At 33.4% G+C, this 11933-nt stretch carries 10 protein-coding genes; 4 read left to right on the top strand and 6 right to left on the bottom strand.

What is annotated here, in order from left to right; genetic code table 11:
• Nucleotides 1–17 precede the first annotated feature (17 nt).
• The 4 genes from QLS65_RS14100 (at nucleotide 18) to QLS65_RS14115 (ending at nucleotide 5723) form a co-directional block, all read left to right on the top strand.
• On the top strand, nucleotides 18–650 hold the full coding sequence (locus QLS65_RS14100; RefSeq protein ID WP_428831882.1) for a condensin complex protein MksE: 633 nt from the start codon (nucleotides 18–20) through the stop codon (nucleotides 648–650).
• Nucleotides 643–3954: a sbcc family protein gene (locus QLS65_RS14105; RefSeq protein ID WP_282718453.1), complete on the top strand. Its 3312-nt coding sequence runs from the start codon at nucleotides 643–645 to the stop codon at nucleotides 3952–3954. Before QLS65_RS14100 ends, QLS65_RS14105 begins: the two co-directional genes overlap by 8 nt.
• Entirely contained in the window at nucleotides 3929–4906 is a 978-nt protein-coding gene (locus tag QLS65_RS14110; protein WP_282718454.1) for a hypothetical protein, read from the top strand. Before QLS65_RS14105 ends, QLS65_RS14110 begins: the two co-directional genes overlap by 26 nt.
• 157 nt (nucleotides 4907–5063) lie before the next feature.
• Nucleotides 5064–5723 carry a M15 family metallopeptidase gene (locus QLS65_RS14115; protein WP_282718455.1) on the top strand — a complete coding sequence of 220 codons (660 nt, stop codon included), beginning with the start codon at nucleotides 5064–5066 and terminating at the stop codon, nucleotides 5721–5723.
• Nucleotides 5724–5726: 3 nt separating this feature from the next.
• On the opposite strand, the gene QLS65_RS14120 is transcribed toward QLS65_RS14115, so the two are convergent.
• From QLS65_RS14120 to QLS65_RS14145, 6 genes are all read right to left on the bottom strand, one after another.
• On the bottom strand, nucleotides 5727–6293 hold the full coding sequence (locus QLS65_RS14120) for a hypothetical protein (protein WP_282718456.1): 567 nt from the start codon (nucleotides 6291–6293) through the stop codon (nucleotides 5727–5729).
• Between the two features lie 2 nt (nucleotides 6294–6295).
• On the bottom strand, nucleotides 6296–7477 hold the full coding sequence (locus tag QLS65_RS14125; RefSeq protein WP_282718457.1) for a class I SAM-dependent methyltransferase: 1182 nt from the start codon (nucleotides 7475–7477) through the stop codon (nucleotides 6296–6298).
• Between the two features lie 2 nt (nucleotides 7478–7479).
• Nucleotides 7480–8571 (bottom strand): AI-2E family transporter, encoded by a 1092-nt coding sequence (locus QLS65_RS14130; protein ID WP_282718458.1) that lies wholly within the window; start codon nucleotides 8569–8571, stop codon nucleotides 7480–7482.
• 76 nt (nucleotides 8572–8647) lie between these two features.
• On the bottom strand, nucleotides 8648–9595 hold the full coding sequence (locus QLS65_RS14135) for a zinc metalloprotease (RefSeq protein ID WP_282712713.1): 948 nt from the start codon (nucleotides 9593–9595) through the stop codon (nucleotides 8648–8650).
• A 302-nt stretch (nucleotides 9596–9897) separates the two neighbouring features.
• On the bottom strand, nucleotides 9898–10845 hold the full coding sequence (locus QLS65_RS14140; protein ID WP_282712712.1) for a zinc metalloprotease: 948 nt from the start codon (nucleotides 10843–10845) through the stop codon (nucleotides 9898–9900).
• A 445-nt stretch (nucleotides 10846–11290) separates the two neighbouring features.
• On the bottom strand, nucleotides 11291–11929 hold the full coding sequence (locus tag QLS65_RS14145; protein ID WP_121341938.1) for a DUF4159 domain-containing protein: 639 nt from the start codon (nucleotides 11927–11929) through the stop codon (nucleotides 11291–11293).
• Nucleotides 11930–11933 lie beyond the last annotated feature (4 nt).

Raw genomic sequence — 11933 nt, forward strand, 5'->3', positions numbered from 1 at the left:
ACGTACGCTATTCGTTTATGTCAGATAGAGCCGCAAAAAGCACATTTGCCAAACTCGACTATCTGCTCAAATCGGGAATGCACATACAGCGAGACTTTCCTAAACCCGTTTCGCTTTATGCATTTCTGGATAAACATTACGCCAGTCTACAAGCCTACTATGACGATTTTTTTGAAATGCTGCTTAAAAAAGAAGGCGAAGAATGGAATACCTATTTCTATATCGATTTTCATGAAGGTTCGAGAGGCAAGATCCCAACTGACAATCAATACCGATGGTACCTCAAGTCAGAGTACATTCTGATCGGACTGATCTTTTTTAAAATCTATAAGCTCGATGGTAATATTGAACTGGCTAAAATATCCGATTTCATCAACTTGCTGTATCAGGAATATGACGAACTGCTCAATAAAATGCAACGCGTAGTATCATCTATTGATAGTGATGCCGATTCGGATATGAATGAAGAAAAGCTAAGACATTTGGTATATAAGGCGTTTTCAGAATTTGAACAGCTGGGCTGGATAGCAAGGGACGCAAATGATAGCGACTATTTTACCTACCAACCCTCATTTGAAAGGTTAAGAAGAATCTATTATCCACAAATTGAAACTATTGATGAAATTATAAAACGAAAAGACCATGACTAATTTTCAACCTAAGATTTATAGTTTATCAACCCTCAATGTAAGGCAGCACTTTAATTGCGATTACCGATTCCACAATTTCCGTACCGATTTTAGTGGAGAAAGCGGAAGCGGTAAAAGTTTGATTGCCGATTTTATGCAATTGCTATTAGTTGGTTCTCGTGTTTTTAAATCAGGAACAGAAGGCGTAAAACAAAGGGATACAAGCGGACTGGTGCTTAAAAGCACTAGTGGAAAATACGGGCGGGGTTATATTTTGATTAACGTTGAGGTACAGCCACGCAAATATATTGCATTGGGAGGCTATCTGGAAACCACAAGCAGCCAAATGCAATTTTTCATTATTCAAGCCGGCTATGATTTCGAAGAAACGCTAGTGCTGATGAATGAGCCTGTTTTTTATCGGGATTTGTTGGTAGATGGAAAGATAGAAACATTGGAAAACATGGAGAAAAGCTTTTTACAGAAGGGTTACCTCAAAGGTGTAAACAATAAAAAATACCACCAACTGCTTTTCAATAACGGCTTACTGGCGGTAGATCTTAGCCAGAACATGCAAAGCCTGAAAAGCTATGCAGCCATCATCCGTTCATTTTCAAGAGGAAAAGGCTTCTTTACAGATTCAGATGCACTAAAAATATTTCTTTTTGGAGACGACGACCAAAAACAGCTTATTGATAAATACCGCGACGAAGTGCAAAACATCAATGTGGATCAACAGCAACATCAACGCCTGCTAGAAGAAATTGCTACCATCAGAAGCAAGGAACAAAAGATAGCAAATGTGCTCCGTGATTTCAAGCACTACAACCAATTGAAAAAGCAATTTAGCTTGGAAAACGTAAGCTTTTTGTCTCAAGAAAATGTCCGTATATATAAAGAACTTCAAATATCAAATCAGGAACAACAAACAACCAGTATCAAAAGGCTCTTGATTAAAAGAAAATTGGCTAACATGAAACTTTTTGATATCAACGAGCAGCATCAAATCGTAATTCAGTTAAAAGACAATATTAAAAATACAGTGCGGCAAAAAGAAAGACTCGAATCTGAATTGCAAGAGACAAAAAAGTTGTTGGATGAAAGTACAAAATATAAAGATATAATAGAAAAAGTTAACGATTGGCTTACCGAAGACCGTAAAGATGAAGATGCCATCCGTCAGTGGCATTTGGCAGAACGTTCCAAAATCAATGATACTGAAGCGCTAAAAACATTTGAAAATTTTCTTAAAGAGCATAAACTACAACAAGATTTTGAACAGTCAGATTGGTTTAATAAGTATTCGAAAGCAGGACAGTTTGGTTTGCAAAAGTTGAATAACCTTGAAGAAGCTATCGCAAAGCAAGAAACGCAGCTTATTTTTTCAGATCTTGATAATCCGGCATCACTAGCCCATTGGGCAATAGAACATCTCAACTTGCCGCTGAGCCTTGAGCAGGAAAGTCTGCTTATTCATTTCCAGTCCTTATCGAGAACGGCCATAAATCCGCCCGAAGGAAGATACCTTCCCTTTCCAGAAAAGCTGTTTGAAAATCCAATTACAATCAAAACAGACCTTACCGGATTTTGGCTGGAATTAAACGGTATCTATGAATTTATTGAGAACGTTTCAAAACAGCATCTTAATGTACCAGTAGACCAAATCAAGTTAGATAGGGAACCTTTAGTTGCATTGAAACAACTGCTAGAAGGATTAAAACTAGAGTACGAACAATTAAAACACCTGAAAGAAAAACTGGAAAGCTATCCGGCATTGGAGAAGGCGGTTTCTTTGTACAAAGCAAGCCAAAATGAATTATTTGTAGAAATAGATGAAATTGCAGAACTAACTTCGGCTGAACTCGAAAAGCATCTTTCTATTTTTAAGGATTCCGAACAATACCTAGCAATGTATAAAAGTCACAAAGAAGACTATGACAAGGCATATGCCGATTATACACATCGCCAACAGATTGATAAGGATACCCAGGAAAAAATCGATCTGATTAATGGCAACATAAAAAGACAATACGGCACAACCGATTTCGAGCAATTATCAAAAGAAGAAGAAAGCCTTCTTTTGATAGTGGAAGCAGATTTAGAAAATCTTCTGGCAAAAGAGAAAATAGCCTTGCAAAAAATCCAAAAGCAAGAAGACGAGCTTTTTAAAACCCTTCCTTCGCTTAACAGGCTTTATGAAATGGCCAACGAAATCGAAACAGCATATAATGAAGTAAAAAAACAGTTTGAGCAGAATCAGCAAATATACGATTCAAGCATACCCAAGCTAGATGAGGCAAAGATGAAATTTATGGTTGAGCATAATCGTGATTTTGTTAAAGAACAGGATCTGATCAAAATAGAATATCAACCGAAGGAAAGCCTAAGTGCAGAAGCCTATAGCAAATTTGTAGCCTCGTATGAATGGGCTACTACCGAAATCGAAGACAAAACCATCTTAAAAGATCATTCCGTTGGAGTACTTGCACACAAATTATTACCTACCGTTTTCCTCACACAGCAAATCCAGGAAGAACTTATTGGCGAGCAAATTGAAAAAAGGCTCACCGAACTGACTAATGATTTGCAGCGCATCGGTTCAAGAAAAATAGAAATTCTTCATAACGTCTTCAATGAAGTACAAAGAGTCTACAACGATTACCTGACCAAGGTTCAAAAAATAACGAAATATTTATCAAGCCACGAAATCACGGGAGGCAATTATGCTACTTTACAGCATAAGCCAGCGGCCGGCTATCCGGATGATTGGATGAAAATTTTTCGAAAACGGCTAACGAACGAAATGCAAGATGTTGGATTATTTGCACCAAACAACAAACAGGACATTGATGAAATTATGATCAGTGTATTCCGCGAGGCGAATGGAACAAGAGAAGCTAAAGTACAAGACCTGCTCAATCCTCGCTCTTATTTTGATCTCCTTTTTGAAATCAAATTAGAAGATGGACAGAGTAATTCGGGAAGTAATGGACAGACCTATACCGCAAATGCCTTGCTTTGCCTTGCCAGATTGTCGTTAATAGAAGATAAAGATCACTCAGGAATACGAATTATGCCGATTGATGAAGCCGAAGGATTAGGAAGTAACTATGAAATGTTGCATAAATTAGCAAAGAAGGAAAATTATCAAATCGTAACGATGTCCATCGAAACTGCTGGTGACATCACCGACGAAGGGCAATATATGTATATTATGAATGACAATAAAGATGCTACAGGCTTAACATACGTTCCCCCTTTTGGCATTTTTCACAACGGACAATTAACAGAAAATATAGATGAAATCTTTGAAGAAACTACCTAGCAAGGACTTTACATGGCCAGTACTGAAAGCACTGAATGATCTGTATGAAAATAAGAAAACTGCCGCCAAAATCCAGGAGGTAGATTTTATACGTTATTTGATGACGCAAACAGATTTTATCGCTCAAAAAAAAGGTAATAACAAGATATTGATAGCACAGGATGGTTATGAGAAATATTATGAAGATCAGTTCCTAACCGCTTATCAATACTATTACGACTTTCTTAATCTTGCAGGTATCCGGCCCGATGGAGGCAAAAATTTCACAGATGAAGATATTCGCACATTGATCGTAGTTTATGAAAGCAGAAATGAATTAAAGGGTAATCTCTCAAACATTGAGGACTTCTCTGCCAAGGTATTTGACTATGGTGGATCAAAATATTTAAAATTTAGAAACAGTGTCCGTAATGCAGTATTGAAAATCTTAGAAATCGATGAATTTCCACAGACTTCTAAGGATTTGCAATACAGATTAGTAGTTGACTATACAAACCCTAAGGCAATAATCCTCTGTGAGAACAAATCTTTCCTGAAACAACCTTGGAATGCTAAAGAACTTGAAGTTAAACTCTGGTACGTAGGTGGCAACAACATTTCTATTATAGATGATATTGACGAAATTGAATTGTCATATCCCATCTATTACAGTTGTGATTGGGATCACGAAGGATTGAAAATCTATCAACGTATCAAAACTAAATTAAAAAATCGAGGAGCAGAAATTCAAATCCTAACACCTCCACCACCGCATCAATATCTCCCAACAGATTCTTTTATGCACAAAAGCAGATGGGATTATAAAGTTGCTTTCTCAGGGCTTGACAGGAATGTATTTTCTGTAAATGAGCAAGAGCTAATAGCTAGATTGATTAAAGAAGATTTATGGATAGAAGAAGAAAGCAATGTGTTGAAGGATATGTTTTATCATAATTTAAACGACATCCGCTAGAGATAACTCACTCAAAAGCTTTAAATCTTCTAGTAAAAGGTTCGAATTTTGTACCGTAAGGTTCACTTAAAACGATACTAGAAATAGTATCGTTTTTTTTGTTTTTATAGTTCTTGAAATCCCTTTATTTATTCTATTTTTATAAAAAATAGCATTTATGACTTCCTACTTCAAACCATTTGTACTTCTGTTTTCTTTTTTATGTATTGTTTCCTGTAAATCGCAAACTATTGTTTCTGCTGGTCAAGAAAGGAATTCTACAAGTATCAATGATACTACATTTGTAAATTTAAAAGAGTATAGTCAAGATTTTGTGTATGATATGAAATATGCAACGTCTGATAATTTCCTGAAAGCAAAAGTGTATGATTGTGCGGAATGTTTTTTACGTTTAAAAACCGTTAATGCACTTGTTGATGTGAATAAAAAATTCAAGGAAAAAGGATACAAAATCAAAATTTTTGATTGTTATCGCCCTTTGGACATTCAGAAAAAAATGTGGAAAATTGTATCTAACCCAGAATATGTTGCAAATCCTGCCAAAGGTTCTATTCACAATAGAGGAGGAGCTGTAGATATTACTTTAGTAGACAGTAATGATAAAGAATTAGACATGGGAACTTATTTTGATTTTTTTGGAGTTGAGGCGAGCCACAATTATCCAAATCTTTCAGAAGAAGTAAGACAAAATAGAATACTATTAAAAACAATTATGACTAGCAGCGGTTTTAATTCTTTTGATTCAGAATGGTGGCACTACAATTTGAAGTCAGGTTTGAATGATAAAGTTTCTAATGCTAAATGGGACTGTAAATAGTCCCTATTGAATACATTTTAAGTAATTGATGAAGTAGTTTTCCGGATTGTAAATTTCATTCGTTAATTCCGATTTAAACTCTTTTTTGAAGACATAATCTTCGGTGTCTGTCAAATATTTAATTCGCATCATGGACACTGGAGAGCTTTTTAATTCTTCAAAGCTATCTTTCATAAACATGAAAATACCTGAATTAACCCTATTATCAAATCCTTTATCGTCGCGTAACATGGTACCGCAATTTTCTTGATCGATATGTATTAATGTGATTATTTTTCCATTGTTTAACTGTAGAAATAATTTAGAATTTTTATCAAAACAATTCGCTTTCAAAAAATCTTTGCTTTTTTGAATTAATTGCACACTCAATGTTGGTATTCCATCTGTTAATGCCAAAGAATAAAAAATATAACTGGAATTTCCTGCAAAATTTTTCTCGCTAATCATGTATTCTTTTGTCGATTTGTAAGTACCTAAAGAATCGGTAACATTTGCGTTATATTCACATGGTTTTTGAGCAAATATATTCAAGCTGAGGAATAATAAAGTTATTGTAATAACGTATTTCATTTTTATGATATTTTGGTGCAAATTAAAACTATTTTATGATTATTTTCATCAGTTGTGAAAAAACAATATACATTTCCTCCGTCTTTTATTTTCCATTTTTTTCGAATGGTTTCTACGCTGTCAGGAAAATTGCGGGTAGTTATATTTGCTTGACTTTTTTCTAAATAACTTTTCATTTCCGTTTTGTTGTAAGGAAATGTATTTTGAATTTCAAAAACGCGCCCCGGAAAAGATAGTAAAGCTGTTGATGTATACAAATGAGAATGTTTGTGTAATTTATTTAGATTATAAAACGAGCTTACTTCATCAAATCCACCCGATTTCATGATAGCGCTGTTGGGTTCGTATAAATACTTTTGAGGCAAGCTTAAGTTCGGGAATTTACAATTTTCGTTCAGAACAAAATCAAATGTTTCTGTTTTATCTTTTAAAATATTGACAGTTTTAATGTTTATATTTCCAGAATAATCTTTGTGTAATTCCCATAATAATTCTTTTACTTCATTCTCTAAAGCTACGATATTAATCGTTTTTACGTGTTTTAATTCGGATAAGCCAGCAGAAATATCAAGAATAGGTGCTGTTTTTATTAGAACGGCATTTGAATGCGTAAAATAAAAATCAATATTTTCAGGAACATTTGGTAAACAATCCTTTAGCATGAATACTTTGCCTTTAGTGTCATTTCGTCTGGAAGGATCAATGTAAATCCAGTCCCATTTTGCATTTAAAGTGTTTAATGTAGCTAAACTATCTCCAGCATAGCAGGTGATATTAGAAACATTTAATTGCTCAAAATTGTGTTTTACCAAACTTGACAGTTCTGGATTAATTTCACAATGAACAACTGTTTTTATTTTTTTTGCAAAGTAAAAATCGTCAACTCCAAAACCTCCAGTTAAATCGATTAGAGATTCTCCGGATATAATTGAAGCTTTATAGGCTGCGGTTTTTTCAGAGGAAGTTTGTTCTATTGAAATTTTAATTGGATAAATAATATTTTTTGTCGAAAACCAAGTTGGGAGTTTTTCTTTAGCTTTTGTTTTGGCTTCTATTTGGTTCAAAATAGAAATCCAATCCACCTCTTGAAAAGGATTTTTTTGCAGTGCTAATTTTGAAATGCTTTTGCCAATATTAGTATCGATAAACGCTTGTATCTCGGTATCTAGAATCCTTAAATCCAAAATTAAATATCTTTAGTTAATAATTGAATGATTTTGTTTTCAGGAAAAAATTCTTTTCCAATTACTTTTATTATAGTGTATAATGGAACTGCCACAATCATTCCTAATATTCCAAAAAGGAAACCTGCAGTTAGGATTACTAGAAATATTTCTAAAGGATGTGAACTAACACTTTTGGAAAAAATTATAGGTTGCGATAGATTATTATCAATTATTTGAACAATCCAAAAACCTATAAGTACATAAATTGTTGTAGGCAAAATTTCAGATTGAAAATCACTTCCTAAATTACTCATCATAGTTAAAATTGCAGCTAAAAAAGAGGCGATTAATGGACCTATATAGGGAATGATATTTAGCACAGCACATAAAAAAGCAATAACAATTGCATTTGGAACGCCAAAAATAACTAGGACAATAAGGTATAAAAGGAATACAATAAACAATTGAAGCAGTAAACCAATAAAATAACGAGACAGTAAATGATTTATTTTTTCCAATGAATTCAAGATTTGATCTTCATGACTGTCTGGGATTAATTTTTTAGCACCCACGATAAACATTAATCGGTCTTTTAAAAAGAAAAAAGTGATGAACAGTACTGAGCCCAATCCCATTCCGAAACTGCTAATGGTTCCTAAGATTGCATTTAAAAAGTTAGGAATAATATTGAAATTTATTTTAGAGGTAATATTTGCTTCTTTTAAAACTTGTGCGGAATCAATTTGGTGGTTGTCTAAAAATACAGTGATTTGATTAATTAACTGAATTATATTTTTTTCAATTTCAGCAGTGTTAAGAAGCGATAAATTTTGTCCTTGTGATAAAATCAAAGGAACGAACATCATTATAAACCCAAATATGATTAGTATGAAAATAAACAAAGTTGTTATTGTTGCAAAAACATGGGTGAACTTCAATCGCTTTTTAAAAAAGTCTAAAATAGGATTTCCAATCAATGTAAGTATAAACGATACAACTAGATAAATTAGTACAGATTGAATTTGATAGAAGACGAATAAAATTAAACCAACGAAAACTGTTGTCAATAATGCTCTGATAATGCCATTTGAAATGGTTTTAGATGTAATCATATCGTTGTTTTAGGTTATAAAGATAAAAAAAACTCGCTAACTAGTAGCGAGTTTTAAAACCTAAAAAACTAAAAAATTATATTCCAAAACTAGCTCTTGATCCGCCAGAAACGAATAGAGCAGCCATTCTTGATTTTTGACCGTTAGAGAACATGTACATTCCTCTATCATCTGTGTAATCCATGTAATTCATAGTCATTTCTACTGGAGTTCCAGAACAAGTGCTATAATGTGGGTAAGCTGGTACACCATAATTTGCAGTGTTGTGTGTAGGTGTATCAGAAACTAAATCACTTCCACAAGTTGCATCTCCCCAAATGTGACGTAAATTCATCCAGTGACCAACTTCGTGAGTAGCTGTTCTTCCTAAGTTGTAAGGATAAGTAGCGGTACCGGTAGTTCCTAAATATTTAGAATCAATTGCCACACCATCAGTTGAAGAAGATCCTCCAGGAAACTGAGCATAACCCAAGGTTCCACCACCAATTGTACAAATCCAAAGGTTTAATTTTGTTGTAGGAGATGTTGGAGCTAAACCACCTGAAGTCGTTTTTTTCATTGCGTCTGTTGTTCCCCAAGATGTTTTAGTAGTTGATTTTCTGATTACTTGGTCTAAAACAAAAGAGATTCCTACATTCGCTTTAACTCCAGAAAATAATGCAGGAACACTATTGAAATCAGAATTAGCTGCGTTGAAATCTTTGTTCAATACATCAATTTGTGATTGAATCTGAGCTAATGAAATATTTTCGGCAGTAGTTCTGTATAGAACATTTACAACTACAGGAATTTGAACTTTTCCGTCTACTAAACGTGCAGTAGACATTGTTTTTTGTGTGAATGCTTCAATTTCGTTCATTCTTAAGGCTAAAGTTGGATCAGCCTTCATTTGGGCCGCTAAAACCTCTTGAGATGCACAACCGCGTTTTGTAACTGCATCAGCAGATGGAGTCATTTCTGTTGTTTCATTTTGACAAGAAAAAAGCATCAATAATGCTACAGCAGATAAAAGAATTTTTTTCATAATAAATTTGTTATAAATTAATGGTTTTGGTTAATTATTTCACAATTTTATAACAATTTTTTCTAAAAACAAATTTTTTAAACATTTATTTAAAAAATAATTTAAAAAGATGTTGAAATTATGCTTTTAGGGTATGAACTTTAAATAGTTCAACCTTACAATTTTAGTATACAATGCTATTAAATAAGATTTATACGGGTATTATCAGCTTCGATAGTAAACGAAAAATAAAATCAGACAGGCTTCTGAATAAAAAAAGAGGCGATTTTTTAGGTCGCCTCTCTTATTAATTTTAAAGGGAATTATATTCCGAAACCTGCTCTTGATCCACCAGAAACAAAAATTGCTGCCATTCTTGATTTTTGACCATTAGAGAACATGTACATTCCTCTATCGTCTGTATAATCCATATAGTTCATAGTCATTTCTACTGGAGTTCCAGTACAAGTGCTGTAATGTGGGTAAGCTGGTACACCATAGTTAGCCGTGTTGTGTGTAGGTGTATCAGAAACTAAATCACTTCCACAAGTTGCATCTCCCCAAATGTGACGTAAGTTCATCCAGTGACCAACTTCGTGAGTAGCTGTTCTTCCTAAGTTATAAGGATAAGCACCTGATCCAGATAATCCAAAATATTTTGAATCGATTACAACACCATCAGTAGTTGTTGATCCTCCAGGAAATTGAGCGTAACCTAAGATTCCACCACCAATAGTACAAGCCCACATATTAAGTTTTGTTGTAGGTGAAGTAGGGTCTAAACCACCTTGTTTTGTTTTTTTCATTGCATCTCTAGTTCCCCAAGATGATTTAGTAGTAGATTTTCTATTTACTGTTTCTAAAACAAAAGTAATTCCAACATTTGCAGCAACTCCAGAGAATAAAGCAGGTGTACTGCTGAAATCAGAATTAGTTGCATTAAAATCGTCATTTAATACATCAATCTGTGATTGAATTTGAGCATCAGAAATATTTTCTGCAGCAGTTCTGTACAATACGTTTACTACAACAGGAATTTCAACTTTACCATTTACTAAACGACCAGATAACATTGCTTTTTGAGTAAATGCTTCAATTTCGTTCATTCTTAAAGCTAAAGTTGGGTCAGCTTTCAATTGCGCTTCAAGAACTTCTTGAGACGCACAACCGCGTCGTGCCAATACACTGGCTTCTGGTGCAACTTCTGTTGTTTCATTTTGACAAGAGAAAAGCATCAATAATGCTACGGCAGATAAAAGAATTTTTTTCATAAAAAATTTGTTATAAATTAATAGATTTGGTTAATTATTTCACAATTTTATAACAATTTTTTCACAAAAAAAATTTTATTGAAAAAAAAAATTAAAAAATAAATCATTCTATTGATTTTACTGCTTTGAGTTAATTTTAAAGATTTACAATTTACAAGTACTTTCATACAAATTTTTTTCTACCAGATTTCAACATTCCAAAATTGTAGTGATAATGGATTCATTTAAGAGATATTTTGTCATTAAATAAAATAATTTAATAAATGTATATGAAATTGATGTTTTTATTTTTTGCTGTAAATAGCCTTTTGGAGGTTCTTTTCCTTTATTTTTCAATACCTGTGTGTGTGATATATTTTTGTTTGAAACGATTTTAAATGAAAACTCCTATTCAAATCTAAATATTGAATAGGTCGTTTTTAAATGAAACTTAAAAACAGATTTCTTAATTATTAAAAATATAATTAAGAATATTTGCGCCCATTTTTAATGCTTTTTCACGAACATCAATTGGGTCGTTATTCACTTCTGGATCTTCCCAACCGTCTCCTAAATCACATTCGTAGGTGTAAAGCAATACTAATTTGTTTTCAACAAATATCCCGAAGGCTTGCGGTCGTTTTCCATCATGCTCATGTATTTTTGGCAATCCGTTTGGGAATGAATACGGTTTTTGAAAAATGGCATGATTGGATGGGATTTCAATCAGGTTATTATTTGGAAATATTTTTTTTATTTCTTTTCTTATGTATTGATCCATACCGTAATTATCATCAATATGGAGAAATCCTCCGGCGAGTAAATAATTTTTAAGATTACTACTGTCAGCATCACTAAAAACAACATTTCCATGTCCAGTCATGTGAACATAGGGATAGGAGAATAAATCAGGACTGCTGGGTTCAACAGTTGATGGTTTTGTTTTTATTCGGGTATTGATATTGGCATTACAATATTTTATCAAGTTGGGCAAAGAGGTAGGATTTGCATACCAATCACCGCCGCCGCTATATTTTACCAGAGCAATTTCTTGTGAAAATGTTGGTATTGAAAACAATAACAGTAGATAAAATAGTTGTTTCATAATT

The sequence above is a fragment of the Flavobacterium algoritolerans genome, from assembly GCF_030010385.1.
GTDB lineage: Bacteria > Bacteroidota > Bacteroidia > Flavobacteriales > Flavobacteriaceae > Flavobacterium > Flavobacterium algoritolerans.

What these genes read in the sequence shown, in the direction of transcription:
- QLS65_RS14100 (WP_428831882.1), top strand. Translation starts at nt 18, where the DNA reads ATGTCAGATAGAGCCGCAAAAAGCACATTTGCCAAACTCGACTATCTG.
- QLS65_RS14105 (WP_282718453.1), top strand. Translation starts at nt 643, where the DNA reads ATGACTAATTTTCAACCTAAGATTTATAGTTTATCAACCCTCAATGTA.
- QLS65_RS14110 (WP_282718454.1), top strand. Translation starts at nt 3,929, where the DNA reads ATGAAATCTTTGAAGAAACTACCTAGCAAGGACTTTACATGGCCAGTA.
- QLS65_RS14115 (WP_282718455.1), top strand. Translation starts at nt 5,064, where the DNA reads ATGACTTCCTACTTCAAACCATTTGTACTTCTGTTTTCTTTTTTATGT.
- QLS65_RS14120 (WP_282718456.1), bottom strand. Translation starts at nt 6,293, where the DNA reads ATGAAATACGTTATTACAATAACTTTATTATTCCTCAGCTTGAATATA.
- QLS65_RS14130 (WP_282718458.1), bottom strand. Translation starts at nt 8,571, where the DNA reads ATGATTACATCTAAAACCATTTCAAATGGCATTATCAGAGCATTATTG.
- QLS65_RS14135 (WP_282712713.1), bottom strand. Translation starts at nt 9,595, where the DNA reads ATGAAAAAAATTCTTTTATCTGCTGTAGCATTATTGATGCTTTTTTCT.
- QLS65_RS14140 (WP_282712712.1), bottom strand. Translation starts at nt 10,845, where the DNA reads ATGAAAAAAATTCTTTTATCTGCCGTAGCATTATTGATGCTTTTCTCT.
- QLS65_RS14145 (WP_121341938.1), bottom strand. Translation starts at nt 11,929, where the DNA reads ATGAAACAACTATTTTATCTACTGTTATTGTTTTCAATACCAACATTT.